Here is a 24,087-nt window from a genome sequence, read left to right as displayed (position 1 = left end):
GCAGATGTTTTTCCCAGGCTGCGTCAGCCGCCTGTGGCGTTGATTGTCGCTCCAACACCAGATTAACCGTTCAATTTGATATCCGACTCAACCTCAATGATTAGTGAGTCTTTACTTTCACTTATCTTCCTGTTGTTTCTGGATATCGGCCGGCCAGCCGTGCCGGTTTTTTTGTCGCCTCAGGCTGAATCGTTCCAACTGATGAACGCGCCTGAGGGGCATCTTGGCTCGCCGTCGGCGGGTCTTTTGAACGCGTGGAACCGCAGTTCCGCGCTGGTGGAGGAGTCAGCATGAACGAAAAACACGGGTGTTCCTGTGCGCGCCATCTGGCGCAGGGTTTCGCCAGGCAGTCGATCAACGCCGGGGAGGGCGAAATCTATCAAATCTCGCTGATGAGCGCGCTCATCGACGGGGTTTATGAAGGGGAGACCACCATCGCCGAATTGCTGAAACACGGCGATTTCGGCCTCGGCACCTTCAATCATCTGGATGGCGAACTGATCGCGTTCGATCAGGAAATACACCAGCTGCGCGCCGACGGCAGCGCCCGCCCGGCCGGTTTGCAACAGAAAACCCCTTTCGCCGTCGTCACCTTTTTCCAGCCCAGCGTCAGCCAGCAATTCGATCGGCCGATCACCAAGGCGCAACTGCACCAATGCATCGATGAACAGGTCGCCTCGCCGAACCTGTTCTGCGCGGTGCGGGTCGACGGTGAGTTCAGCCATGTCGAAACCCGCACCGTGCCGCGTCAGGAACGGCCTTACCGCCCAATGCTGGAAGCGATAGAAGAGCAGCCGACCTTCTCGTTCCATCAGCGGCGCGGCACGCTGGTCGGCTTCCGCTCGCCCGATTACATGCAGGGCATCGGCGTGGCCGGCTATCACGAACACTTCGTTACCGACGACCGCAGCGGCGGCGGCCACGTGCTGGATTACCAGCTCGATCATGGCCGCCTGCAGTTCGGCGTCATCACCCGTCTCAATCTTCAGTTGCCGCATGATGCGGATTTCTTGCGCGCCAACCTCTGTCCAGAGGATTTGGATCGCGCGATTCGTTCCGCCGAGGGCTAATCCCGGCGATCGTTTTCTTAGGAGGTGGAACCATGGCACAGGAAAAAACAGGCAATGACTGGCAATGCGGCGCCGACTTGGTGGTGAAAAACCTGGAAGCGCAGGGCGTCAAACACGTTTTCGGCATTCCGGGCGCCAAGATCGACCGGGTGTTCGATTCGCTGGAAGATGCGCCGTCGATCGAAACGGTAGTGGTGCGCCATGAGGCCAACGCGGCCTTTATGGCGGCGGCGGTCGGCCGCCTGACCGGCAAGGCGGGGGTGGCGCTGGTCACCTCCGGGCCGGGCAGCTCCAACCTGATCACCGGGCTGGCGACCGCCACCTCGGAAGGGGATGCGGTGGTGGCCTTCGGCGGCGCGGTGAAGCGCGCCGACAGCCTGAAGCAGACGCACCAGAGCATGGATACCGTCAGCATGTTCCGGCCGGTGACCAAGTACTGCGCCGAAGTGCATGCCGGTTCGGCGATTTCCGAGGTGATCGCCAACGCCTTCCGCCGCGCCGAGTTCGGCCGGCCGGGGGCGTCGTTCGTCAGCCTGCCGATGGATATCGTCAATGAGCCGGTCACGGCGCCGGTGCTGGCGGGCTGCCGCTTGCCGCGCATGGGGGCCGCGGCGGCGGACGACATTCAGGCGGCGGTGAAACTGATCCGCCAGGCCAAATGCCCGGTGCTGCTGCTGGGCTTGCAGGCCAGCCGGCCGGAGAACAGCGAGGCGGTGCGCCATCTGCTGTACCGCACCCATATGCCGGTGGTCGGCACCTATCAGGCGGCGGGGGTGATTGACGTCAATCACTTTGCCCGCTTCGCCGGCCGCGTCGGCCTGTTCAACAACCAGCCGGCCGATCAGCTGTTGCAAAAGGCCGATCTGGTGGTCAGCGTCGGCTACGATCCGATCGAATACGATCCGTGCATGTGGAACAGCCACGGGCGGCTGAAGCTGGTGCATATCGACGTGCTGCCGGCGGACATCGATACCTGCTATCGGCCGGACGTCGAGCTGGTGGGCAACATCAGCGCCACGCTGAACATGATGACCGAAGCGTTCAATGAGGCGGTCTGCGTCCCGGCGGAGGTGGAACTGATCCTGACCGATCTCGGCCGCCAGCGCGCCGAATTGGCGGAACGCGCCGCGCGCCGCGGCGGCATGCCGATCCATCCGTTGCGCATCGTCAAGGAGCTGCAGGACATCGTCAGCGACGACGTGACGCTGTGCGTGGACATGGGCAGTTTCCACATCTGGATAGCCCGCTATCTTTACAGCTTCCGCGCTCGCCAGCTGTTGATCTCCAACGGCCAGCAAACCATGGGGGTAGCGCTGCCGTGGGCCATTGGCGCGGCGCTGGTGCGCCCCGGCGATAAGGTGGTGTCAATCTCCGGCGACGGCGGCTTCATGCAGTCGAGCATGGAGCTGGAGACCGCGGTGCGGCTGAAAAACAACATCGTGCACGTGATCTGGGTCGATAACGCTTACAACATGGTGGAAATGCAGGAAGTGAACAAATACCAGCGCAAATCCGGCGTGGAGTTCGGGCCGATCGACTTCAAGGCCTACGCGGAATCCTGCGGCGCGGTCGGTTTCGCCGTGCAGTCGGTGGAAGATCTGCGGCCGATGCTGCGCAAGGCGATGGAGATCCAGGGGCCGGTGGTGGTGGCCATTCCGGTCGACTACGCCGATAACTATAAGCTGATGGCGCAGATGAACTTCAGCCAGATGATTTAATTTCATCATCCTCGCGCCGTTTCACCGGGGCAGGCCGCTTGCGCGCCTGCCCGTTTTTATGCGCGGAATTTGTCCTTTACATCGCTAACTGCATGATTTATTGCTATCCGTTCGGCTGTTTTTTCACCACTGGGGATAGCGCAATGAAAAGAAAAGCAATAACGATCGGGCTGCTGGCGTTGGCGATTGCCGGCGGCGCGCGGGCCAATACGCTGGTCTACTGTTCCGAAGGCTCGCCGGAAGGCTTCAACCCGCAGCTGTTCACCTCCGGCACCACGGTAGACGCCAGTTCGGCGGCGATCTACAACCGGCTGGTGGATTTCAAACCCGGCACCGTCGAGCTGCAACCCAGCCTGGCGGAAAGCTGGGAGGTGAGCGAAGACGGCAAGCGCTATACCTTCCATCTGCGCAAGGGCGTGGCATTCCAGAGCAATAAATATTTCACGCCCACCCGCGATTTCAACGCCGATGACGTCATCTTCTCGTTTATGCGCCAGAAGGACGCCAACAACCCGTATCACAAGGTCTCCAATGGCGCCTACACCAACTTCGAGTCGATGGAGTTCGGCACGCTGATTGACCGGATCGTCAAGGTGGATGAGCACACCGTGCGCTTTGAGCTCTCCCGCGCCGAGGCGCCGTTCGTCGCCGATCTGGGCATGTATTTCGCCACCATTTTATCGGCGGAATATGCCGACGCGATGCTGAAGGCCGGCACGCCGCAGCGGGTGGACAACGATCCGATCGGCACCGGGCCGTTCCAGCTGGTGCAGTACCAGAAGGACGCGAAAATCCTCTACAAGGCGTTCGACCGCTACTGGGAAGGCAAGCCGAAGCTTGATCGGCTGGTATTCTCGATCACGCCGGATGCGGCGGTGCGTTACGCCAAGCTGCAAAAGAACGAATGCCAGGTGATGCCGTTCCCCAATCCGGCGGATCTGGCACGCATGCGGCAGGACGGCAACATTCAGGTAATGGAAAAATCCGGCTTGAATATCGGTTTCCTGGCGTTCAACACCCAGAAGAAACCGTTGGATAACGTTAAGGTGCGCCAGGCGTTGGCGCTGGCGGTCAACAAGCCGGCGATCATCGACGCGGTGTTCCATGGCGCCGGTCAGCCGGCCAAGAACCTGCTGCCGCTGGCTCAATGGGGCAGCAACGCGCAGCTTGAAGACTACCCGTATTCGCCGGAACGGGCGAAGCAGCTGTTGCAGGAGGCCGGGCTAGGGCAGGGCTTCGACATCGATCTGTGGGCGATGCCGGTGCAGCGGCCCTATAACCCCAACGCCAAGCGCATGGCGGAGATGATCCAGGCCGACTGGGCTAAAATCGGCGTGCGCGCCAAAATCGTCACCTTCGAATGGGGCGAGTATTTACAGCGGATTAAAAACGGCGAACACCAGACCGCGCTGATGGGCTGGACCACCGCCAACGGCGATCCGGACAACTTCTTCGGCCCGCTGTTTACCTGCGCTTCGCTCGGCGGTTCGAACTCGGCGAAATGGTGCTATAAACCGTTCGACCAGTTGATCTTGCAGGCGCGCGAGGAGAACGATCACGCCAAACGGGTGGCGATGTATCAGCAGGCGCAGGTGATAATGCACGATCAGATGCCGGCATTGATGATTGCGCACTCGACCATCTTCGAACCGGTGCGCAAGGAAGTGAAAGGCTACGAGATAGACCCGTTCGGCAAACACATTTTCAAGCAGGTGTCGCTGGAGAAGTAACGATAAGGCCGGGGTAACCCGGCCTTTTTCATGCCTGCGGCGCGTCGCAGTGGTAGCGGCCGCGCGGGATCACCAGCGGCGTGTGGGACAGCGGATCGTCGATGATCATGCACGGCATGCCGAACACCCGCTCCACCAGTTCGGCGGTAATGATCTCCGCCGGTTTCCCTTCCGCCACGATCTTGCCGTCGCGCATGGCGATGATGTGATCGGCATAGCGGCAGGCGTGGTTGAGATCGTGCAGCACCGCGATCAGGGTTTGACCGCGCTCGCGGTTGAGCTGGCGGAACAGATCCAGCAGCTCGATCTGGTGCGCGATGTCCAGATATGTCGTCGGTTCATCCAGCAGCAGCAGCGGCGTTTGCTGCGCCAACGCCATCGCTACCCAGACGCGCTGACGCTGCCCGCCGGACAGCTCGTCGACGCTGCGATCCGCCAGTTGGCTGACGTTGGTGGCCGCCATGGCGGCTTCCACCGCCTGTTTATCGGCCTGTGTCCACTGTTTCAGCAGGCTCTGGTGCGGATAGCGGCCGCGCGACACCAGGTCCGCCACGGTGATGCTGTCCGGTGCGATCGAGGTTTGCGGCAGCAGGCCAAGCTCGCGCGCCAGCGCCTTGGTGGCGAAACTGCTGATGTTCTTGCCGTCCAGCATCACCTCGCCGGCGCTGGGTTTCAGCAGGCGGCACAGGGCGCGCAACAGCGTCGATTTGCCGCAGGCGTTCGGCCCGACGATCACCGTAAAGGCGCCGTCGGGGATCGCCACGCTCAGATCGTCAGCGATGATTTTATTGTCGTAGCCTAGCTTCAGGTGCGAGGCGTGCAGGCGGTGGCTCATGGCATTATCACTCTTCATTATCTATCTGCGGGCCTCACGGATGAGCAGCCAAATCAGGTACAGGCCGCCGATGCAGACGGTCACGATCCCGACCGGCAGTTGGATCGGCGCGAAAAGATGTTGGGACACCACGTCGGCGCCGAGCAGCAGCGCCGCGCCCATCAGCGCCGAGGACGTCAGGGTGACCGAGGATTGCCCGGCCAAGCGGCGGGCGATTTGCGGCGCCGCCAGCGCGATAAAGGAAATCGGCCCGGCGGTGGCGGTGACGGCGGCGGTGAGGGTGACGCCGAACAGCATCAGCCACAGCCGGCTGCTTTCGGCATTGACGCCCAGCGCGCGCGCCGTGTCGTCGCCCATTTCCAGCAGCTGTAGCCGTTTGCCCATCAACAGCGCGGCGGCGGCCGCCAGCACGATAAACGCCGTGGCGGGCTGGGCTTTCTGCCAGGTCATGCCGTTGAGCGAACCGGCCTGCCACATGGCGGCGTCCATGGCGCGCTCGAGCGAGGCGGTGATGATCAGCCAGGTATTGGTGGAGACCAGCACCGCGCTGATGGCGATGCCGACGATGATCAGCCGGAAGCCGGCGATGCCTTGCCGCCAGGCCAGCAGGTAGATGGCCAGCGCGGCGAGAATGCCGCCGGCCAGCGCGCCGCCGGCGATGTAGTAATAGCCGCCGTTGAACAGGGTGATGGCGATCAGCGCGCCGGTGTAAGCCCCCATGTTAAAGCCAATCACGTCCGGGCTGCCGAGCGGGTTGCGGATAATCGACTGGAAGATGGCGCCGCTCATGCCGAGCGCGGCGCCTAACAGCAGCGCCATGGCGATGCGCGGCAAGCGCCATTGGGTGACCACGGTGACCAGGTTTTTCGGCGCCTCGCCGGTCAGCGCGGCAAAAACCTGCTCCAGCGAAAGTTGCAGCGTGCCGTAGCACAGGGCGGCGACGGCCATCGCCAGACACAGCGCCAACAGTGAAAGGTTGACCAGCAGCAGGCGCAGCGGCAGGCGCCCGTTGATGACGCCGTCCGGGCGGCCGATATGCAGCGTGTGCGGCAGACTCATCACAGACCCCCCAGCGTTTTCTTGCGGCGCACCAGCCAGATCAGCACCGGCGCGCCGATGAAGGCCGCCACGATGGAAACCCGCAGCTCACCGGCCGCAAGCAAGCGGCCGACCACGTCGGCGCACAGCAGTAAAATCGGCGCCAGCAGCATGGAGTAGGGCAGGATCCAGCGTTGGTCGGGGCCGACCCACCAGCGGGCGATATGCGGCACCATCAGGCCGATGAAACTGATCGGGCCGACGGTGGCGGTCGCCGCGCCGCACAGCAGCGTAATGGCGATCACTGCGATCGCCTGAGTCAGCACGACGCGCGCGCCGAGCGCGATAGCCAGATCTTCCCCCATGCCGATGGTATTCAGCGGCCGGGCGATGAGTAGCGTCAGCAGGCAGCCGAGCAAAATGGCGGGGGCGGTCACCGGCAGGGTGGCCAGCGTGCGGATATCCAGCGTGCCGGCCTGCCAGAAGCGCAGTTGGTCGAAGGTTTGCGGATCGATCAGCGACAGCCCGGTGGTGATGCCGAGCAACACCGCGCCGATCGCCACGCCGGCCAGCGTCAGCCGCACCGGGTTGATGCGCCCGCCCGCCAGCGTGCCGATCAGGTAGACCAGCAGGGTGGTGAGGGCCGCGCCGACAAAGGCATAGGCCATATAGCTTTCGGTGGTGGCGGCGCCGAAAAACATGATGCCGATGACTACGGCGAAGCTGGCGCCGGCGTTGATGCCGAGCACGCCGGGATCGGCCAGCGGGTTGCGCGTCAGCGCCTGAATCAGCGCGCCGGCGGCGCCGAGCGCCATACCGGCCAAAATGCCCGCCAGCGTACGGGGCACCCGGGCGTTGAGAATGATGGTGCTGTCGGAGCCGCTCGCGGCGCCCTGTAGGCTGAGCCAGACGGTATGGAAGGGGATGGCTTTGGAACCCAGCATCAGGCTGGCAATGATGCACAGCAACAACAACGCCAAGCCGATACCGAACCCGGCGATGCGTTTGAAGCCACTGGCGTAAGCTGCGTGCGGTGCGGACGAAAGCGTCCGCTCAGTCGGAGTGGGTACGTTCACACCGGTAACTCCTTTATGATTTTTATTCTCATTGTTATTTGCGTTCGTGAAGGGCGCCAATAGTAACACGAGTTTACGCCCGCATGCACCCGCCGGTTGGTGGCGAAGGCGCGTGGACGATGTTAATAACTATTGATATTTCAATTGATTGAATGTGAATTGTTGCCCCGTTTGCGAAAAGCGTCGGCAGGGGACTGGCCTGCCGACGGCGTGATTCAGGGCTTTTTGAACAACCGTTCGATTTGGTTCAGCATGTTGGTGGCGCTGTAGTAATCGAGGCGGAAGGTATCGTTGCCGACGGCGTAGACGTGCCGCTGTTCCACCGGTTCCAGATGCTTGAGGAACGGGTTGGCCAGCACCTCTTGCACTTTGCGCTCATTGGTGGCGAACAGGATCAGGGTTTTGCCGTTCAGGCCTTCGGCCATTTTTTCGCCGGAGATCTGGATGATGTCATGGCGTTTACCCATGCTGGCGTTGCCTTTGGCGCTTTCCGGTGGGGTAGCCAGCTGGAAACCGAGCTGGGTCAGCAGCTTGCCTTGGGCGGAGCCCGGCGTCCACAGCATGGCTTCGCGGCCGTTGTCGGCATACACCAGCGGCGTGGTCGGCTGCGGCGGCAGGGTAATCGCCTGCTTCACTTGTTCCACGCGCTGCTCGAAACGATCTTCCGCCTGTTTGGCGCCGGCTTCGTGACCGGTGATCTCACCGAGCTCGCTGGCCAGCTGTTGCCAGCTTTTGTCGCCGTAATCGAGCACCAGCGTCGGCGCAATGGCGGACAGCTGATCGTACAGTTTCAGCGCCGAATCACCGCCGGTCGCGGCGACGACGATCAAATCCGGCGCGGCGGCGGCAACGGCTTCGGCATTGGGTTCCACCTGATACAGCCGTTCGACGTGGCGCTGTTTGGCCACTTCGCTCCACTGGGTAAAGAAGCCTTGTTGATCGGCCACCAGGGGATTTGGGCTGGTGGCGGCGCTGGCGACCACCGGGGCGTCGATAGCCAGTAACGTGCCGGTGATGGTGACGCTGGTGGATACGATGCGCTGCGGCGGTTTTTCCAGCGTGAACTTCCCTTTAGCGCTATCGATGGTGCGCGGCCAACTGCTGTCGGCAGCGGGGGCGGACGGTTTCTGCCCGTCGCTCTTGTCGTCCGGGCCGCAACCGCTGAGCAGCAAGGCCGCGGCGGCAATAACTGAAATGAACAGCTGACGTAAGGATAGGGTCATGAGCGGGCTCTTTCTTTCCTTGAACTAAGGCGTATCAATCCGCGTGCGGATTGCTGGGGAGTGTTATGCCCGCTAATTTACCATTCAAGCCGTCAAAATGATAACCATTCGTATCTCGTGTTTCCCAGGCAACCGCAGGCAGCTTTAACGAGGCCTGTCCATAATAGAGAGATGATAGAAGTTTCCTGTTTCGACTTAATCGATTAAGAGGGGGCGTATGGTTCGGGATGTTGAGTTTCGAACGGATCCTCATCCGGCTTTTCCTGTGTTGAACGAGCTATGGTTATCCGCTTGGGGAGAACCGCTACCGGCTGACATGCCGGCGATATTATCCCGCAGTTTGGCCCATATCGGCGCTTACGCAGAAGATGTGATGATTGGATTTGTGAATGTGGCTTGGGACGGTGGCAAGCACGCGTTTATTTTAGATACCTGCGTCCATCGTCATTATCAACGGCAGGGGGTGGCGACCGGGCTGGTTCAAGCGGCGATAGCGATCGCAAAAATGCGTGGAGCAAGCTGGCTGCACGTCGATTACGAACCCCATCTGGCCGGTTTTTATTGCGGGTGCGGTTTTCGCCCTACCGCTGCAGGTTTAATTGATCTGACAAAGGGCCATGGCGGATGAGTGTTCACTGACGAGAGATAAAGAGGGCTGTATAATACGGTCTTTAGAAACGAAAAAAGCGCCAAAAGGCGCTTTTTTCTGAATTGGTGGGTCGTGCAGGATTCGAACCTGCGACCAATTGATTAAAAGTCAACTGCTCTACCAACTGAGCTAACGACCCGCAGAAGTGGTGGGTGATGACGGGCTCGAACCGCCGACCCCCTCCGTGTAAAGGAGATGCTCTACCAACTGAGCTAATCACCCACTTCAGGACTTCCAGGCACTGCTAAACGAGAGAATGATGGTGGGTGATGACGGGCTCGAACCGCCGACCCCCTCCGTGTAAAGGAGATGCTCTACCAACTGAGCTAATCACCCTCATTCGTTCTCATTTTTCTCAACAAGATGGTGGGCGATGACGGGCTCGAACCGCCGACCCCCTCCGTGTAAAGGAGATGCTCTACCAACTGAGCTAATCGCCCCGTCTTGTTGGAGTCGCATTATAGGGATAGTTCAAAGTGAGTCAACGGTTTTTAAAATGATTTCAATCGTTCGCCGCAAATTTAGGCAGGGCGCGATAATTATCGCCAACGGCGTCGATTCTTTGCGCAATGCTATGCGAAACTCGCCGCAAAACGCGCGAAATCGACCAGCGCAATATCGTGTCGGCGTTGAGGAATTAGCGTGTGGTGATACAATGTCGTCCACTCTTTTTTCAATTCCGAGCAATCGTCGGCCATCGCCGACACGCGTTGCGTAATAAGGCAGTGAACCCAATGAAAATCAAAACCCGTTTTGCACCGAGCCCGACCGGCTATCTTCACGTCGGCGGCGCGCGTACCGCACTTTATTCCTGGTTGTTCAGCCGCCATGCGGGCGGTGAGTTCGTTCTGCGTATCGAAGATACCGATCTGGAACGCTCTACCCAGGACGCGATCGACGCAATTATGGATGGCATGAACTGGTTGAACCTGGATTGGGATGAAGGCCCGTACTTCCAGACCAAGCGTTTCGATCGCTACAACGCGGTCATCGACGAAATGCTGGAGCAGGGCACCGCTTATAAATGCTATTGCTCCAAGGAACGCCTGGAAGCGCTGCGCGAGAAGCAGATGGAAAACGGCGAGAAGCCGCGTTACGACGGCCACTGCCGCGACAGCCAGTGCAGCCACACCGACGACGAGCCGCACGTGGTGCGCTTCCGCAACCCGCAGGAAGGGTCGGTGATCTTCGACGATAAAATTCGCGGCCCGATCGAATTCAGCAACCAGGAGCTGGACGATCTGATCATCCGCCGCACCGACGGTTCGCCAACCTATAACTTCTGCGTCGTCGTCGATGACTGGGACATGGAAATCACCCACGTGATCCGCGGCGAAGACCACATCAACAACACCCCGCGCCAGATCAACATTCTGAAAGCGCTGGGCGCGCCGGTGCCGGAATACGCGCACGTGTCGATGATCCTCGGCGACGACGGTAAAAAGCTGTCCAAACGTCACGGCGCCGTGGGCGTGATGCAGTACCGCGACGACGGCTATCTGCCGCAGGCGCTGCTGAACTACCTGGTGCGTCTGGGCTGGTCCCACGGCGATCAGGAGATCTTCTCCATCGACGAGATGAAAGAGTTCTTCACGCTGGAAGCGATCAACAAATCCGCCAGCGCGTTCAACACCGAGAAGCTGCAGTGGCTGAACCACCACTACATCAACCATATGCCGGCGGAAGAAGTGGCGGTGCATCTGGCATGGCACGTTGAGCAACTGGGCATTGAAACCCGCAACGGGCCGGAACTGAAGGACATCGTCAAGCTGCTGGGCGAGCGCTGCAAGACGCTGAAAGAGATGGCGGAGTCTTGCCGGTACTTCTACGAAGACTTCAGCGAATTCGACGCCGACGCCGCCAAGAAGCACCTGCGTCCGGTCGCGCGTCAGCCGCTGGAAGCGGTGCGCGCCAAGCTGGCCGCCATCACCGTCTGGACGCCGGAAAACGTGCACGACGCCATTCAGGGCACGGCGGATGAGCTGGGCGTCGGCATGGGTAAAGTCGGCATGCCGCTGCGTGTCGCGGTGACCGGCGCCGGCCAGTCGCCGGGCATGGACGTGACCGTGCATGCGATCGGCCAGAAGCGTTCGCTGCAGCGTATCGATATGGCGCTGGCTTACATCGCCGAGCGTGAAGCCCAAGCCTGATTAGGCTGATACGCCTTAAAGAAAAAGCCCCGTGGAGCGATCCCGGGGCTTTTTTATTGCGCTTTGTCAGGCTTGTTCGCTAGCCGGCAAACCCGGACGGTAGGCGAGGAAATACATCAACCCGACAAAGCCGGCGCCGCCCAGCGCATTGCCGAGAAATACCGCGACGAAATTAGGCAGATACTGCTCCCAGCCCATGCCGCCGGCAAAGATGGCCGCCGGGATGATGAACATATTCGCCACCACGTGCTGGAAGCCGATGGCGACAAAAGCCATGACCGGGAACCACATGCCGATCACTTTGCCCGGCACATCTTTGCTGGCGAAGGCTAACCACACCGCCAGGCATACCAGCCAGTTGCAGCCGACGCCGGAAATGAAGGCGTGCAGGAAGTCCGCATCCACTTTGGCCTGCGCGATCGCCAGCGTCTTATGTAAAAACGCGCCTTCGGTCAGGCCCAGCAGGTGGCCGAAGAAGTAGGCGACGGCCACGCTGCCGGCGAAGTTGGCCAGGGTGACCCAAAACCAGTTGCGCAGCACGGCGATGGCGGGAATTTCACGGGCGAACCAGGCCATTGGCAAGGTCATCATGTTGCCGGTCAGCAGTTCGCCGCCGGCCAGAAGGGTCAGGATCAAACCGATAGGGAAGACCGCGGCCCCCAACAGCGCGCCGAAAGAGCCCCATTCGGCCGGCAGGGTGCCGATGACGTGAATATCCAGCAGGAAGCCGGTGGCGATAAAGGCGCCGGCGAGAAAGCCCAGAATCAGCAGATTAGCGAGCGGGGCGCGGCTTTTGTTTACCCCGGCCTGAACGGCGAGGGCGGCGATTTCTTTTGGTGAATGCAAAGACATGACGGACTCGGTTTATAGTAATAAAGTTTATGGCGCGGGCAGTCTATGCCGCTCGGGAGCCCGACTCAAGCGCATTTCGCTAACATTCCATTAATTAAAAATCAACGTGATATGCAGGGTCTTTTGCCATTTTGAGAAGTAGCGCGCAAAATGGATGAACTCTGCGCAAAGTGATGATTTTTTGGCGCCAAAGATGCTGATTTGGCGGCTTTTTCAACGCTTGATTCAGTAATTCAATTTAGCCGTTGACAGCTTTGAGCGGGTTTCATATTATGCGCCCCGTTCACAGCACAAAGTGATTGTGGAACGGGGCTATAGCTCAGCTGGGAGAGCGCTTGCATGGCATGCAAGAGGTCGACGGTTCGATCCCGTCTAGCTCCACCAACCTTCTTCTCAGAGAGGTTGGGGAATACCGTAACGCCGGTCAACGCGTACCACTTTTGTGGGGCTATAGCTCAGCTGGGAGAGCGCTTGCATGGCATGCAAGAGGTCGACGGTTCGATCCCGTCTAGCTCCACCACCATTTGAAAAGCCGACCTTAGGGTCGGCTTTTTGCTTTGCGTTATTTCACCTTCGCCGAAGGCCAGCCAATAAAAAAGGCGCCCGCAGGCGCCTTATCATTGCTGTAAATTTCAGGCTTAGCCCAGCACCAGACCCGCGATAGAAGCGGACAGGATGCTGACCAGCGTAGAGCCGTAGACCAGCTTCAGACCGAAGCGGGACACTACGTTGCCCTGGTGTTCGTTCAGGCCCTTGATCGCACCGGCCACGATGCCGATGGAAGAGAAGTTGGCGAAGGACACCAGGAACACCGACAGGATCCCCAGGCTGCGCGGCGACAGTTCGGCAGAGACTTTCTGCAGTTCCATCATTGCCACGAATTCGTTGGAAACCAGCTTGGTGGCCATGATGCTGCCGACCTGCAGGGCTTCGTGCTTAGGAATACCCATGATCCAGGCGAACGGATAGAAGAAGTAGCCGAGGATTTCCTGGAAGCTCAGGCCGAAGATGGCGCTGAACACGCCGTTAAGCGCGGCGATCAGGGCGATGAAACCAATCAGCATCGCGGCGACGATAATCGCTACTTTGAAGCCGGCCAGGATGTATTCGCCCAGCATTTCAAAGAAGCTCTGGCCTTCGTGCAGGTTGCCGAGGTGCAGCTCTTCTTCTTTATTGGTGTCGTACGGGTTGACCAACGACAGCACGATAAAGGTGCTGAACATGTTCAGTACCAGCGCCGCCACCACGAACTTGGCATCCAGCATGGTCATGTAGGCGCCGACGATGGACATAGACACCGTAGACATCGCGGTCGCCGCCATGGTGTACATGCGCTTTTCCGACATCTTGCCCAGGATATCCTTGTAGGCGATGAAGTTTTCGGATTGGCCCAGGATCAGCGAGCTGACGGCGTTGAACGACTCCAGCTTGCCCATGCCGTTCACTTTCGACAGCACGGTACCGATAATGCGGATGATGAAAGGCAGCACTTTGATGTACTGCAGAATACCGATCAGCGCCGAAATGAAGACGATCGGGCACAGCACCTTCAGGAAGAAGAACGCCAGGCCTTTGTCGCCCATGCCGCCGAACACGAAATCAGTCCCTTGTCCCGCAAACCCGAGCAGTTTGTCAAACAGCGCGGCGAATCCTTTTACGAAGCCCAAACCCGCTTCCGAATGCAGGAAAAAGTAGGCCAGCAGTACTTCGATAACCAATAATTGAATAACATAGCGAATGCGGATGCTTTTGCGATCGCGGCACACCAACAGGGCCAGGATCGCCACCACCACTATCGCCAACGCAAAGTGCGCAATATGGGACATGTTTGCTCCAAATTTGAGGCAGGCTGAATTTCGGCTGTCATTTTATGTAACGCTACGTTTAAAAACGAGACTTCTATTGCAAATATGGAAAATCATAGCGGGAATTCTCCTAAAGTGTTGCGCAAAAGCATAAAAAATCAAGATGTTAAAGCAGAAATAGGAAATTCGTATTCTTGTGCTAACCTGTCTTTCAGGGGTATTGCAGCCAAAATCCCATCAGAAAAGCATGGAAATCGGCAAGCTCCGCGCTGAACCCTTCGATAAAACCATTAATGTTGGCTATTACAGAGATAAGTTTTACCGCTCTAAATGCGCTTGATAATTATTATCATTTATATAGAGTGGAGATAAACGTAATTTCAGTAAGGGTTCAACATATGCTGAACAGTCGCGTGGTTGAAACCACCTCCGGTCGCTCCGCCAGAAAAATCAAACTCTCGCTGATGGGGCCCGCCTTCATCGCCGCTATCGGCTATATCGACCCCGGCAACTTCGCTACCAACATCCAGGCCGGCGCCTCGTTCGGCTACAGTTTGCTGTGGGTCGTGGTCTGGGCCAACGTGATGGCGATGCTGATCCAACTGCTGTCTGCCAAGCTGGGCATCGCCACCGGGAAAAACCTGGCCGAGCATATTCGCGATCGTTTCCCGCGGCCGGCGGTATGGGCCTATTGGGTGCAGGCGGAGATCATCGCCATGGCGACCGATCTGGCCGAATTTATCGGCGCGGCGATCGGCTTCAAGCTGCTGCTCGGCGTGTCCCTGTTGCAGGGCGCGGTGCTGACCGGCATCGCCACCTTTTTAATTTTGATGCTGCAAAAACGCGGGCAAAAGCCACTGGAGCTGGTTATTGGTGGCCTGCTGCTGTTCGTCGCCGCCGCTTATATCGTCGAGTTGGCATTCTCCCAGCCGCAGCTCGCGCCGTTGCTGAAGGGCATGGCGTTGCCCGATTTGCCCAACGGCGACGCGGTATTCCTGGCCGCCGGGGTATTGGGTGCCACCATCATGCCGCACGTGATCTATCTGCATTCGTCGCTCACCCAAGTTGGCGGTGAGCACGATAAGGCGGAGCGCTATGCCGCCACCAAAGTCGACGTCGCCGTCGCCATGACCATCGCCGGTTTCGTTAACCTGGCGATGATGGCCACTGCCGCCGCCGCGTTTCATTTCAGCGGCAACAGCGGCATCGCCGATCTTGACGTGGCCTATCTGACGCTGCAACCGCTGCTCGGGCAAGCCGCCGCCACCGTGTTTGGCCTGAGCCTGGTGGCCGCCGGTCTTTCTTCCACCGTGGTGGGCACGCTGGCGGGGCAGGTGGTGATGCAAGGGTTCGTGCATTTCCATATCCCGCTGTGGCTGCGCCGAGCGGTGACCATGCTGCCGTCGTTTATCGTCATCATGCTGGGAATGGACGCCACGCGCATTCTGGTGCTGAGCCAGGTGCTGCTCAGCTTCGGCATTGCGCTGGCGTTGGTGCCGCTGCTGGCTTTCACCGGCAATCGGGCGCTGATGGGGGAGATGGTTAACGGCCCCGTGGTGCAAAACCTGGGCAAGCTGATCGTGTTGGTGGTGGTGGGGTTGAATGGCTACTTGCTGATCGGCAGTGTGCTGTAGGCGAAAACAGTGCGGGCCGGCGTTGCGCAGGCCCGTTGTCGTTAATCGCGGTCGTCATCGCCGTGGCGGCGCCAGCGATCGCGATCATGATCGTGGTGGTGCTTTTTCTCTTTCTTCCAGTAATGCTTGTCGCAACGGCGGTCGCATTTGTAATAACGGCCATCGCGCGAGTAGTAGTATTTGCGCCAATAGTCGCGGTCGCGCCAGCGATAGCCGTCCCAGTAATAACCACGCGGGCTGCGGTCGCCGAGATAGCGGCCCTGATGGCCTTGCCACCAGTCGCGATCGCGCCAGTCGTAACCGTCCCAGTAGCGGCCGCGATTGTCCTGATCGCCGATGCGCAATGAAACGCCCGGCATCAGATCGATGCTGAGCCCTTCGGCGTGAGCCTGCTGTGCGGCGGGCAGCACCGTCGCCGCCAAGATGGCGGCCAAGAGCAGAGGTTTAAACATGACTTCTCCTTTCCGCTTGCGCGGCCTGGCCGTTGATCACTTTATGAAGCGCGTTCATCAGTTTAAAAAGCGGCCTTATCGTTATTTTTGCTGCAATATCGGCATCATAGCGCCGGCGCATAGGGTTGAATCTGAGAGCCACTCTGAAAAGGGCGCCGGAGGCCGAGATTTGAGATTTTTCTGGGGCATCGCCGCTCAATTGAGCGGCGGAATTTGTAAGCGATTACAATAAGATTTTCTCGATCTGCGCGAGTTCTTCTTCACTGAAGTGACGATTGGCCAGCATGCCCACCGCGTCTTCTATCTGCGCACTCTTGCTGGCGCCGATCAGCACCGAGGTAACGCGATCACCGCGCAGCACCCAGGCCAGCGCCATCTGCGACAGCTTCTGCCCGCGTTGCCGCGCCAGCGCATCGAGGCGGCGCACCTTGTCCAGTCGGTCGGCGGTCAGCTGTTCCGGCTGCAGGAAACGGCTGCCGCTGGCGGCGCGGGAATCTTGCGGGACGCCGTGCAGATAACGATCGGTCAGCAGGCCGCCCGCCAGCGGGGAGAAGGCGATCGCGCCGACGCCATGATTCGCCAGTGTATCCAGCAATTCCGCCTCCGGCCCGCGTTCCAACATCGAATACTTGGGCTGGTGGATCACGCACGGCGTACCGAGCCGCTGCAGGATGTCGAACGCCTGGCGCGCGCGCTCGGCCGGGTAGTTGGACAAACCGACATACAGCGCTTTGCCCTGGCGCACCAACAGATCCAGCGCCGCCATGGTTTCTTCCAGCGGCGTGTCCGGGTCCGGCCGATGGTGATAAAAGATATCCACATACTCCAATCCCATGCGCCTGAGGCTCTGATCGAGGCTGGCGACCAGGTACTTTTTCGAGCCCCAATCGCCGTAGGGGCCGGGCCACATGGTGTAACCGGCTTTGGATGAGACGATCAGCTCGTCGCGCCAGGCCCGCAGATCGGCGTTGAGAATGCGGCCAAAGTTTTCCTCGGCGGCGCCGGGCGGCGGGCCGTAGTTGTTGGCCAGATCGAAGTGGGTTATGCCGCGATCGAAGGCGCAGCGGATCAGGGCGCGGGCGTTGTCGTACAGCGTGGCGTCGCCAAAGTTGTGCCATAGCCCGAGCGAGACGGCGGGCAGCTTCAATCCGCTGCGGCCGCAGCGCCGGTATTCCATATCTTGATAACGCGAGGGGGAGGCTGAGTAGGACATTGTGATCCTTTGTCGGCGAAGAAGTGGCGTGTTTTGAGTGTATGCGTTTTCACAACGTGCCGTCGAGGGGGCGATCACAAGGCCGGCATGTAACGCCAGGTTGCCGCTCGACACGGAAAGCGCTGTTCGAAAATTAACCGGCATCTTCGATACTTAAAGATAATCGCTTCAGCTGCAGACAGGTGATGATCATGACTCAGATCTACACGGTGGCCGATTATCTGCTCGATCGTCTGGCCCAGATTGGCATCCGCCACGTCTTCGGCGTGCCGGGGGATTACAACCTGCAATTCCTCGATCACGTCATCGCTCATCCGCAAATCACCTGGGTAGGCTGCGCCAACGAACTGAACGCCGCCTACGCCGCCGACGGCTATGCGCGTTGCAAACCGGCCGCGGCGCTGCTCACCACCTTCGGCGTCGGGGAGCTGAGCGCGCTGAACGGCGTGGCCGGCAGTTATGCCGAATACCTGCCGGTGATCCACGTGGTGGGCACACCGGCGCAGCGTGCCCAGCGCGCCGGCGATTTGCTGCACCATTCGCTGGGCGATGGCGACTTCACTCACTTTGCGCGGATAGCCAAAGAAGTCAGCGTCGCACAGGCCAATCTGACCGCCGACAACGCCGCCAGGGAGATCGACCGCCTGATCGACGCCGCCTTGCTGGAGCATCGTCCGGTTTATCTGATGCTGCCCAGCGACGTAGCGGAAGCGCCGCTGCCGGCCAAACCGGCGCCGCTGATGCTGCGCCAGGCCAGGCTGTCGCGGAGCGCATTGCAGGCGTTTATCGCCGCAGCGCGTGAAAAGCTGCAATCGGCACGGCAAGTGTCATTGCTGGCGGACTTTCTGGCGGACCGCTTTGGCGTTGAAACAGCGCTGGATAACTGGATGCAGGAGGTGGCTATCCCGCACGCCACGCTGCTGCTCGGCAAGGGCGTGCTGGATGAGAACCGCGACGGTTTTGTCGGCACCTACAGCGGCGGCGCCAGCGCTGCGGCGACCAAAGCGCTGATTGAAAATGCCGATGTCGTGATCACCGTTGGCGTGCGTCTCACCGACACCATTACCGGAGGATTCACGCATCATCTGCCGGCGGAAAAATGCATCGATATCCAACCGTTCGAAGCCTGGGTCGGTCGTCAACGGTTCAGCCGCATCCCGATGTGCGCCGCCGTGCAGGCGCTGCACCGCCTGACTCTGTCGCTGGCGTCTCGCTGGCCGTTGCCGACGATCGGCCGTCCGGCGCTGCCGGAAGGCGATGGGGAAGGGTTGGATCAGCACGCCTTCTGGCGGCAGATACAGGATTTCCTGCGGCCGGGGGATATCGTGCTGGCTGAGCAGGGCACGGCCTGTTTCGGCGCCGCGACCTTGACGCTGCCGCGCGGCAGCCGGATGATCGTGCAGTCGCTCTGGGGCTCGATCGGCTATACCTTACCGGCGACCTTCGGGGTGCAAACTGCCGAACCGCAGCGCCGGGTGGTGCTGTTGATCGGCGACGGCGCCGCGCAATTGACCGTGCAGGAGCTGGGATCGATGCTGCGCGACGGGCTTAAACCGGTGATCTTCGTGCTGAATAATCAGGGCTACACGATTGAACGCGCTATCCACGGGCCGGAGCAGAGTTACAACGACATCGCCCGGTGGAACTGGACGCAGCTGCCAACGGCATTGGCCGGTGGGCGGCCGGTGACGGCGTTGCGGGTCAGTCAGCCGGAGGCGCTGCGCCAGGCGCTGAGTGAGGCGGCGCAGGGCGACCGGCTGGCTTTCATCGAAGTGATGCTGCCGAAGATGGATATTCCCGAACTGCTCGATACGATCTCGCGCGTCATTCAGTCGCGCAACGCCGCCGCCTGAGCCGCGTCGTCTTCCAGCAATCGCTCCAGCATCCAGTACCCCGCCGGGCCCGGCGGGGTCAGTTTGGACCATACCGCATCCACCGAAATCAGTTTGGGCCAGCCGCGCGGGCGCAGCTGGGTGAGCCTGCCGTGGCCGTATTGTTGCACCAGCCAGTGCGGCAGCACCGCCCAACCGAATCCCTGTTCCGCCATCTCCAGCAACAGCAGATAGCTGGGCGCCGACCAGACCAGCCCGCCTTGTCTGGCCGCTTCGGCGCCGGTGTAAGTGTTCAGGATCAGCTGACGGGTGCTGGATAATTGCTCCGGGGTCGGCGCGGCGACCTGCGCCAGCGGATGCCCATGCGCGACGAACAACCCCATTTCGGTCTGCTCAGGCAGGCGGGAGAAGGCGATATCCGGCGGATAGGTTTTTTGCACTTCCACCATGCCCAAATGCGCGCGGCCGCTTTGCAGTAGATCGATAACGTCGCCTTCCTCGGCGATCATCCATTCCAGCTCAATCTCCGGGTAACGTTGTTCAAACCGCTGCATCAGGCTGTCGTGATGCTTCGGTTGGTAGGTATCGGAAAATACCATGCTCAGGCGCGGTTCGACATTGCCCGCCAGCTGAATGCTCAGCGCGTCGAGTCGCTCGCTGGCGGCGAGGATCTCCTGCACGTGCCCCAGTACCTTGCGGCCAGCGGCGGTGAGCACCGGTTGGCGCGCGCTGCGATCGAACAGCGTCAATGCCAGGTCGGCTTCCAGATTGGCGATGGCGGTGCTGACGGTAGATTGGCTTTTGCGCAGCTTGCGCGCGGCGGCGGAAAATGAGCCGAGGGAGGCGGCTTCAACGAACGCCTGTAACGCTTCCGGTGAATAGTGCATATATCTACTTTATCGATGGAACCTATTTTTAATCTACCCAAAAAAGCGATGATAATCACCTGGCTTTCGCAACAACTGTTGAAAAAAAGGTGATGTATGCAACTGCAAAACAAGTCTCTCATTGAACGTATCGTCCACGCCGTCGGTTTCGAGGCCATCGCCGTGATGGTTTGCGCCCCGCTGGGCGCGTGGCTGCTGAACCGCTCAATGGTGCAGGTCGGTGCGTTGGCGGTGATGCTGTCCACCGTCGCGATGCTGTGGAACATGGTTTACAACACGGTGTTCGACCGCCTGTGGCCGGTCAGCCGGGTGGTGCGTAACCTGAAGGTGCGTGCGCTGCACGCCGTCGGCTTTGAAGCCGGTTTTATTCTGATCGGCGTGCCGATCGCCGCCTGGATGCTGAGCATTTCCTGGGCGCAGGCGTTTATGCTGGAAATCGGTTTCTTCCTGTTCTTCCTGCCGTACACCATGGCCTACAACTGGCTGTACGACACGCTGCGCCAACGCTGGTTCGAAGCGCGCCAGCCGATCAATTCCGGCGCCAAATAAGGCGTCGTCAGCCCGGCGATTCTCAGGTAAGGTCAGAGGATCGTCGGAAAATGCTGAGGAGTGAAGGATGAAAGTGTTGGGTCTGCTGGGCGGCATGAGTTGGGAATCCACCATTCCGTATTACCGCACTATCAACGAGCAGGTAAAGGCGCGCCTCGGCGGGCTGCATTCGGCCAAAATCGTGCTCTACAGCGTCGATTTTCAGGAGGTTGAACGCTTGCAGCACCAGGGCGATTGGGATGGCGCCGGTCGGCTGCTGGCCGCCGCCGCGGTGGCTTTGCGCGCCGCCGGCGCCGAAGCTATCGTGATCTGCACCAACACCATGCACAAGGTGGCGGAGGCGGTCGAGCAGGCCAGCGGCCTGCCGCTGATTCACATCGCCGATGCCACGGCGCTGCAGGTGCGGGAGAAAAACATTCGCCGCGTCGGGCTGCTGGGCACGCGTTTTACCATGGAGCAGACCTTCTACCGAGGCCGCCTGCAGGAATTGCACGGCATCGATGTGGTGACGCCGGTCAGCGCCGATCGTGACATCGTGCACCGCATCATCTATGACGAACTCTGCCTCGGCAAAATTCGCGACGCCTCGCGCGACGAGTATCGCCGGATCATCAGCGATCTGGAACAACAGGGCGCGCAGGGGATTATTTTCGGCTGCACCGAGATAGGGTTGCTGGTGAGCGAGCGGGATGCCTCGGTGCCGGTGTTCGACACCACCGCGATCCACGCTCGCGCCGCCGCGGCGTTCGCGCTGGCCTAATCGTCGTGCGGCGTTCGCGCTGGCCTAATCGTCGTGCGGCGGTTGCCGGCGGTTCACCAGCATCAAGGGTTTGCCCGCCAGCGCCAGCCAGGCGGGCAGCATCACGATGCACAAGATCGGCAGCAGGTGCAGATCCGGCACCACCGCCACCGCCATAAACAGACTGAGCCAGCCGTCGCGCGTGACCACCAGCACCAGCCCCATGATGGCGCAGGAGACGGTGATCGCCGCCGGCACCGCCGGAACGTGCTGATGCAGCATCAGCCCCAGCGCCACGCCGACGAACACCGCCGGGAAGATGCGCCCGCCGCGAAAGCCGCAGGCGGCGGCGATCACCAGCGCCGCCAGCTTGGTCAGGGTAACGGCCAACAGCGCCGGCACCGAATAGTTGCCGTCTGCCGCGAGGCGCTTCATTTCATCCAGCCCTTTGAACAGGGTAATCTCACCGCCCACCAGCGCCAGCAGGCCCAGCACAAAGCCCCCCAGTCCTAGCATCAACACCGGATTCTTCATCGAATGGAACAGGCGGTGAACGTGCGGGAAGCACCACAGCGCCACCATGCCGAGCGCGATGGCGATCAGCGCCACAATGGCGCCGCTGAAGATGTCCGGCAGCCGCGTCACGTCATAGGCGTCGAGCTGCAGGGCGAAGTTGGGCACGAAGAACAGCTGGGTGGTGACCGCGCCGGCAGCGGCGGCCACCAGCGGGGCGAACAGCCGATCCCACAACGGCGTTTCGTTATTGCCTGCCAGGGTTTGCGAGAAGATCAGCGCGGCGGCGACCGGTGTGCCGAACATTGCGCCGATGGTGCCCGCGGCCGCCAGGATAATCCAGTCCATGCGCGGCACTTTCGGCAGCAGGCGAGCCCCAGCCGCCGCTACCAGCGCGATATTGATGGCGGTGATCGGGTTTTCCGGCCCCAGGCTGACGCCGCCGGCCAGGCCGACGATCAGCGCCAACCCCAGCCCCGGCAGGGCGGAGAGCGGCAGGGGCATGCCGATCAGCGATTCCGTCGCCGGATCCGGCCCGGCATGGCCCGGCATATAGCGCACGATCAGGCCGACCGCCACACCGGTCAGCGTCAACATTGCGACCGGCCACCAGGGCGACTGGGCGTCCAGGCTCAGCGCATCGGGCAGCGTTACCCACAGTAACTGCTGCAGTGCGGCGGCGATTTTCATCACCAACAACAGCACCAGACTGGAGGCGGAACCGATAATCAGCGCAGGCAAAGCAAAGGCCAACATGGCATTGGCGCGCGGATGCAGCATGGATAATCCCTTGTCGATGCCTCCATGCAGGGCAGGGAGAGCGGGTGGTTGGACAGTGGCCACAGCTTGCCAGACTATCGGCGCGCAGGCACGCATTGATATTGCCCGGCGTCGATGACGGTTAACAGTCGCCGAGGGGCGTTTTTTGCCGCAATTTGTTTCAAAGCGCGGCGTCGCGGGCCAGCTGAAACGTTTTTTGTGATCCGGATCGCTATTGGGGTGCAGATACGAGGCGGGTGATTGTTGTTTTCGCAGCAGGATTTTACAGTGTGGGCAGCTTTTTATTTTTCATTTTGCGGAGACGAAATCAATGACCTATGCCCTCGTAGGTGATGTTGGCGGCACCAATGCCCGCCTGGCGTTGTGCACTGTTGCGACGGGTGAGATTACCCAGGCGAAAACCTATTCCGGCCTGGAGTTCGACAGCCTGGAGGCGGTGATCCGCCACTATCTGAAAGCGTGCGATATCGAGGTGCAGGACGCCTGTATCGCGATCGCCTGCCCGGTGACGGAAGACTGGGTTGCGATGACCAACCACAGCTGGGCGTTCTCTATCAAAGAAATGAAGGCCAACCTGGGGTTGAGTCATCTGGAAGTGATCAACGATTTCACCGCCGTCTCGATGGCGATCCCGATGCTCTCGCCGGACGACGTGCTGCAGTTTGGCGGCGGCGATGCGCAGCCGGGCAAACCGATCGCGGTGTACGGCGCCGGCACCGGGTTGGGTGTTGCCCACCTGGTGCAGGTCGATCGCCGCTGGGTCAGCCTGCCGGGCGAGGGCGGCCATGTCGATTTCGCACCGAACAGCGAAGAAGAAGACATTATTCTGGAGGTGCTGCGCGGTGAAGTGGGGCACGTTTCCGCCGAGCGCGTGCTGTCCGGGCCGGGCCTGGTCAACCTGTATCGCGCCATCGTCAAGGCGGACAACCGCCTGCCGGAGAAACTGGAGCCGAAGGACATTACCGAGCGGGCGCTGGCTGACAGCTGCATCGATTGCCGCCGCGCGCTGTCGCTGTTTTGCGTGATCATGGGGCGCTTCGGCGGCAACCTGGCGCTGAATCTGGGCACCTTTGGCGGCGTGTACATCGCCGGCGGCATCGTGCCGCGCTTTATGGAATTCTTCAAGGCCTCGGGCTTCCGCGCCGCTTTCGAAGATAAAGGGCGTTTCCGTGACTATGTGCGAGACATTCCGGTGTTCATGATAACCCATGGCCAACCGGGCCTGCTGGGAGCCGGCGCGCATCTGCGCCAGACGCTGGGCATGCAGCTGTAAGCAACGCGGCGGCACGATAAAAAAAGGGGCGCAACCCGCAGGTTGCGCCCCTTGTCGTTTTCGCGGGGT

21 protein-coding genes and 6 tRNA genes are annotated in these 24,087 nt (G+C 60.5%); 13 read left to right on the top strand and 14 right to left on the bottom strand.

All coding sequences use genetic code 11. The features are described 5' to 3' along the window. The first annotated feature begins 290 nt into the window (after positions 1-290). The 3 genes from budA to CPH57_RS14050 all read left to right on the top strand — a co-directional run bounded on the left by budA (position 291) and on the right by CPH57_RS14050 (position 4,518). Positions 291-1,070, top strand: a complete 780-nt coding sequence (gene budA / locus CPH57_RS14060) for an acetolactate decarboxylase (protein ID WP_033643951.1) — start codon at positions 291-293, stop codon at positions 1,068-1,070. Between the two features lie 32 nt (positions 1,071-1,102). Beyond that, positions 1,103-2,788, top strand: coding sequence for an acetolactate synthase AlsS (gene alsS / locus CPH57_RS14055; RefSeq protein WP_033643950.1), 1,686 nt, complete (start codon positions 1,103-1,105; stop codon positions 2,786-2,788). 143 nt (positions 2,789-2,931) lie between these two features. Beyond that, on the top strand, positions 2,932-4,518 hold the full coding sequence (locus tag CPH57_RS14050; protein ID WP_096242849.1) for an ABC transporter substrate-binding protein: 1,587 nt from the start codon (positions 2,932-2,934) through the stop codon (positions 4,516-4,518). Between the two features lie 28 nt (positions 4,519-4,546). On the opposite strand, the gene CPH57_RS14045 is transcribed toward CPH57_RS14050, so the two are convergent. The 4 genes from CPH57_RS14045 to fepB all read right to left on the bottom strand — a co-directional run bounded on the left by CPH57_RS14045 (position 4,547) and on the right by fepB (position 8,690). Beyond that, positions 4,547-5,353 (bottom strand): ABC transporter ATP-binding protein, encoded by an 807-nt coding sequence (locus CPH57_RS14045; RefSeq protein WP_004936408.1) that lies wholly within the window; start codon positions 5,351-5,353, stop codon positions 4,547-4,549. 21 nt (positions 5,354-5,374) lie between these two features. Further along, positions 5,375-6,412, bottom strand: a complete 1,038-nt coding sequence (gene fepG, locus CPH57_RS14040; RefSeq protein WP_033643949.1) for an iron-enterobactin ABC transporter permease — start codon at positions 6,410-6,412, stop codon at positions 5,375-5,377. Continuing rightward, complete coding sequence (fepD, locus tag CPH57_RS14035; protein ID WP_042785147.1) at positions 6,412-7,467, bottom strand: Fe(3+)-siderophore ABC transporter permease; 1,056 nt, start codon at positions 7,465-7,467, stop codon at positions 6,412-6,414. Before fepD ends, fepG begins: the two co-directional genes overlap by 1 nt. Before the next feature lie 215 nt (positions 7,468-7,682). After that, on the bottom strand, positions 7,683-8,690 hold the full coding sequence (fepB, locus tag CPH57_RS14030; protein ID WP_046896262.1) for a Fe2+-enterobactin ABC transporter substrate-binding protein: 1,008 nt from the start codon (positions 8,688-8,690) through the stop codon (positions 7,683-7,685). Positions 8,691-8,907: 217 nt separating this feature from the next. Between fepB and CPH57_RS14025 the strand changes: the two genes are divergently transcribed. Beyond that, on the top strand, positions 8,908-9,318 hold the full coding sequence (locus CPH57_RS14025; RefSeq protein WP_071997822.1) for a GNAT family N-acetyltransferase: 411 nt from the start codon (positions 8,908-8,910) through the stop codon (positions 9,316-9,318). An 84-nt stretch (positions 9,319-9,402) separates the two neighbouring features. On the opposite strand, the gene CPH57_RS14020 is transcribed toward CPH57_RS14025, so the two are convergent. The 4 genes from CPH57_RS14020 to CPH57_RS14005 form a co-directional block, all read right to left on the bottom strand. Beyond that, positions 9,403-9,478, bottom strand: a tRNA-Lys gene (locus tag CPH57_RS14020). 7 nt (positions 9,479-9,485) lie between these two features. Further along, positions 9,486-9,561 (bottom strand) — tRNA-Val (locus tag CPH57_RS14015). A 38-nt stretch (positions 9,562-9,599) separates the two neighbouring features. Next, positions 9,600-9,675: transfer RNA gene (locus tag CPH57_RS14010), tRNA-Val, on the bottom strand. Positions 9,676-9,703: 28 nt separating this feature from the next. Next, positions 9,704-9,779, bottom strand: a tRNA-Val gene (locus CPH57_RS14005). A 294-nt stretch (positions 9,780-10,073) separates the two neighbouring features. Here CPH57_RS14005 and gltX point away from each other — a divergent pair. Further along, positions 10,074-11,489, top strand: coding sequence for a glutamate--tRNA ligase (gltX, locus tag CPH57_RS14000; protein WP_033643946.1), 1,416 nt, complete (start codon positions 10,074-10,076; stop codon positions 11,487-11,489). A 66-nt stretch (positions 11,490-11,555) separates the two neighbouring features. Here gltX and CPH57_RS13995 read toward each other — a convergent pair whose 3' ends face one another. Further along, the gene (locus CPH57_RS13995; protein WP_047025272.1) at positions 11,556-12,341 is read right to left on the bottom strand and encodes a formate/nitrite transporter family protein; all 786 of its coding nucleotides are present in this window, start codon (positions 12,339-12,341) and stop codon (positions 11,556-11,558) included. A 308-nt stretch (positions 12,342-12,649) separates the two neighbouring features. On the opposite strand from CPH57_RS13995, the gene CPH57_RS13990 reads away from it, so the two are divergent. Both CPH57_RS13990 and CPH57_RS13985 read left to right on the top strand, forming a co-directional pair. Further along, positions 12,650-12,725, top strand: a tRNA-Ala gene (locus tag CPH57_RS13990). Between the two features lie 60 nt (positions 12,726-12,785). Continuing rightward, positions 12,786-12,861, top strand: a tRNA-Ala gene (locus tag CPH57_RS13985). A gap of 118 nt (positions 12,862-12,979) precedes the next feature. Here CPH57_RS13985 and CPH57_RS13980 read toward each other — a convergent pair. Next, positions 12,980-14,167: a NupC/NupG family nucleoside CNT transporter gene (locus tag CPH57_RS13980; protein ID WP_004936373.1), complete on the bottom strand. Its 1,188-nt coding sequence runs from the start codon at positions 14,165-14,167 to the stop codon at positions 12,980-12,982. Between the two features lie 377 nt (positions 14,168-14,544). Here CPH57_RS13980 and CPH57_RS13975 point away from each other — a divergent pair, with 377 nt between their 5' ends. Further along, on the top strand, positions 14,545-15,780 hold the full coding sequence (locus tag CPH57_RS13975) for an Nramp family divalent metal transporter (RefSeq protein ID WP_047574189.1): 1,236 nt from the start codon (positions 14,545-14,547) through the stop codon (positions 15,778-15,780). A gap of 41 nt (positions 15,781-15,821) precedes the next feature. Here CPH57_RS13975 and CPH57_RS13970 read toward each other — a convergent pair whose 3' ends face one another. Beyond that, positions 15,822-16,232: a DUF2502 domain-containing protein gene (locus CPH57_RS13970; protein ID WP_046687581.1), complete on the bottom strand. Its 411-nt coding sequence runs from the start codon at positions 16,230-16,232 to the stop codon at positions 15,822-15,824. On the opposite strand from CPH57_RS13970, the gene CPH57_RS24390 reads away from it, so the two are divergent. Further along, the gene (locus CPH57_RS24390; RefSeq protein WP_150130714.1) at positions 16,231-16,464 is read left to right on the top strand and encodes a hypothetical protein; all 234 of its coding nucleotides are present in this window, start codon (positions 16,231-16,233) and stop codon (positions 16,462-16,464) included. The two genes, CPH57_RS13970 and CPH57_RS24390, sit on opposite strands and share 2 nt — an antisense overlap. Here the strand turns inward: CPH57_RS24390 and mgrA are convergent. Next, positions 16,456-17,445, bottom strand: a complete 990-nt coding sequence (mgrA, locus tag CPH57_RS13965) for an L-glyceraldehyde 3-phosphate reductase (protein WP_046687580.1) — start codon at positions 17,443-17,445, stop codon at positions 16,456-16,458. The two genes, CPH57_RS24390 and mgrA, sit on opposite strands and share 9 nt — an antisense overlap. 191 nt (positions 17,446-17,636) lie before the next feature. Between mgrA and CPH57_RS13960 the strand changes: the two genes are divergently transcribed. After that, entirely contained in the window at positions 17,637-19,298 is a 1,662-nt protein-coding gene (locus tag CPH57_RS13960; RefSeq protein WP_047575522.1) for an alpha-keto acid decarboxylase family protein, read from the top strand. On the opposite strand, the gene CPH57_RS13955 is transcribed toward CPH57_RS13960, so the two are convergent. Further along, positions 19,274-20,164 carry a LysR family transcriptional regulator gene (locus CPH57_RS13955; RefSeq protein WP_033643941.1) on the bottom strand — a complete coding sequence of 297 codons (891 nt, stop codon included), beginning with the start codon at positions 20,162-20,164 and terminating at the stop codon, positions 19,274-19,276. The genes CPH57_RS13960 and CPH57_RS13955 overlap by 25 nt on opposite strands. 96 nt (positions 20,165-20,260) lie before the next feature. Here CPH57_RS13955 and CPH57_RS13950 point away from each other — a divergent pair, with 96 nt between their 5' ends. Both CPH57_RS13950 and CPH57_RS13945 read left to right on the top strand, forming a co-directional pair. Then, the gene (locus CPH57_RS13950) at positions 20,261-20,713 is read left to right on the top strand and encodes a multidrug/biocide efflux PACE transporter (protein WP_016926809.1); all 453 of its coding nucleotides are present in this window, start codon (positions 20,261-20,263) and stop codon (positions 20,711-20,713) included. A 67-nt stretch (positions 20,714-20,780) separates the two neighbouring features. Continuing rightward, positions 20,781-21,473 carry an aspartate/glutamate racemase family protein gene (locus CPH57_RS13945; protein ID WP_019453821.1) on the top strand — a complete coding sequence of 231 codons (693 nt, stop codon included), beginning with the start codon at positions 20,781-20,783 and terminating at the stop codon, positions 21,471-21,473. A gap of 24 nt (positions 21,474-21,497) precedes the next feature. Here CPH57_RS13945 and CPH57_RS13940 read toward each other — a convergent pair whose 3' ends face one another. Further along, entirely contained in the window at positions 21,498-22,745 is a 1,248-nt protein-coding gene (locus CPH57_RS13940) for an ion channel protein (protein ID WP_096242470.1), read from the bottom strand. Between the two features lie 310 nt (positions 22,746-23,055). On the opposite strand from CPH57_RS13940, the gene glk reads away from it, so the two are divergent. Further along, positions 23,056-24,018, top strand: coding sequence for a glucokinase (glk, locus tag CPH57_RS13935; RefSeq protein WP_025303754.1), 963 nt, complete (start codon positions 23,056-23,058; stop codon positions 24,016-24,018). Positions 24,019-24,087 lie beyond the last annotated feature (69 nt).

The sequence above is a fragment of the Serratia sp. JKS000199 genome, assembly GCF_900215455.1.
Taxonomy (GTDB): Bacteria; Pseudomonadota; Gammaproteobacteria; order Enterobacterales; family Enterobacteriaceae; genus Serratia; species Serratia ureilytica.
Note: the sequence above shows the minus strand (reverse complement) of the source record. Positions and strands in the feature narration are given on the sequence as shown.

Excerpts from the sequence above, each read along its gene's own strand:
- budA (WP_033643951.1), top strand. The coding sequence starts at position 291 with ATGAACGAAAAACACGGGTGTTCCTGTGCGCGCCATCTGGCGCAGGGT.
- alsS (WP_033643950.1), top strand. The coding sequence starts at position 1,103 with ATGGCACAGGAAAAAACAGGCAATGACTGGCAATGCGGCGCCGACTTG.
- CPH57_RS14050 (WP_096242849.1), top strand. The coding sequence starts at position 2,932 with ATGAAAAGAAAAGCAATAACGATCGGGCTGCTGGCGTTGGCGATTGCC.
- CPH57_RS14045 (WP_004936408.1), bottom strand. The coding sequence starts at position 5,353 with ATGAGCCACCGCCTGCACGCCTCGCACCTGAAGCTAGGCTACGACAAT.
- fepG (WP_033643949.1), bottom strand. The coding sequence starts at position 6,412 with ATGAGTCTGCCGCACACGCTGCATATCGGCCGCCCGGACGGCGTCATC.
- fepB (WP_046896262.1), bottom strand. The coding sequence starts at position 8,690 with ATGACCCTATCCTTACGTCAGCTGTTCATTTCAGTTATTGCCGCCGCG.
- CPH57_RS14025 (WP_071997822.1), top strand. The coding sequence starts at position 8,908 with ATGGTTCGGGATGTTGAGTTTCGAACGGATCCTCATCCGGCTTTTCCT.
- gltX (WP_033643946.1), top strand. The coding sequence starts at position 10,074 with ATGAAAATCAAAACCCGTTTTGCACCGAGCCCGACCGGCTATCTTCAC.
- CPH57_RS13995 (WP_047025272.1), bottom strand. The coding sequence starts at position 12,341 with ATGTCTTTGCATTCACCAAAAGAAATCGCCGCCCTCGCCGTTCAGGCC.
- CPH57_RS13980 (WP_004936373.1), bottom strand. The coding sequence starts at position 14,167 with ATGTCCCATATTGCGCACTTTGCGTTGGCGATAGTGGTGGTGGCGATC.
- CPH57_RS13975 (WP_047574189.1), top strand. The coding sequence starts at position 14,545 with ATGCTGAACAGTCGCGTGGTTGAAACCACCTCCGGTCGCTCCGCCAGA.
- CPH57_RS24390 (WP_150130714.1), top strand. The coding sequence starts at position 16,231 with ATGACTTCTCCTTTCCGCTTGCGCGGCCTGGCCGTTGATCACTTTATG.
- CPH57_RS13970 (WP_046687581.1), bottom strand. The coding sequence starts at position 16,232 with ATGTTTAAACCTCTGCTCTTGGCCGCCATCTTGGCGGCGACGGTGCTG.
- mgrA (WP_046687580.1), bottom strand. The coding sequence starts at position 17,445 with ATGTCCTACTCAGCCTCCCCCTCGCGTTATCAAGATATGGAATACCGG.
- CPH57_RS13960 (WP_047575522.1), top strand. The coding sequence starts at position 17,637 with ATGACTCAGATCTACACGGTGGCCGATTATCTGCTCGATCGTCTGGCC.
- CPH57_RS13955 (WP_033643941.1), bottom strand. The coding sequence starts at position 20,164 with ATGCACTATTCACCGGAAGCGTTACAGGCGTTCGTTGAAGCCGCCTCC.
- CPH57_RS13950 (WP_016926809.1), top strand. The coding sequence starts at position 20,261 with ATGCAACTGCAAAACAAGTCTCTCATTGAACGTATCGTCCACGCCGTC.
- CPH57_RS13945 (WP_019453821.1), top strand. The coding sequence starts at position 20,781 with ATGAAAGTGTTGGGTCTGCTGGGCGGCATGAGTTGGGAATCCACCATT.
- CPH57_RS13940 (WP_096242470.1), bottom strand. The coding sequence starts at position 22,745 with ATGCTGCATCCGCGCGCCAATGCCATGTTGGCCTTTGCTTTGCCTGCG.
- glk (WP_025303754.1), top strand. The coding sequence starts at position 23,056 with ATGACCTATGCCCTCGTAGGTGATGTTGGCGGCACCAATGCCCGCCTG.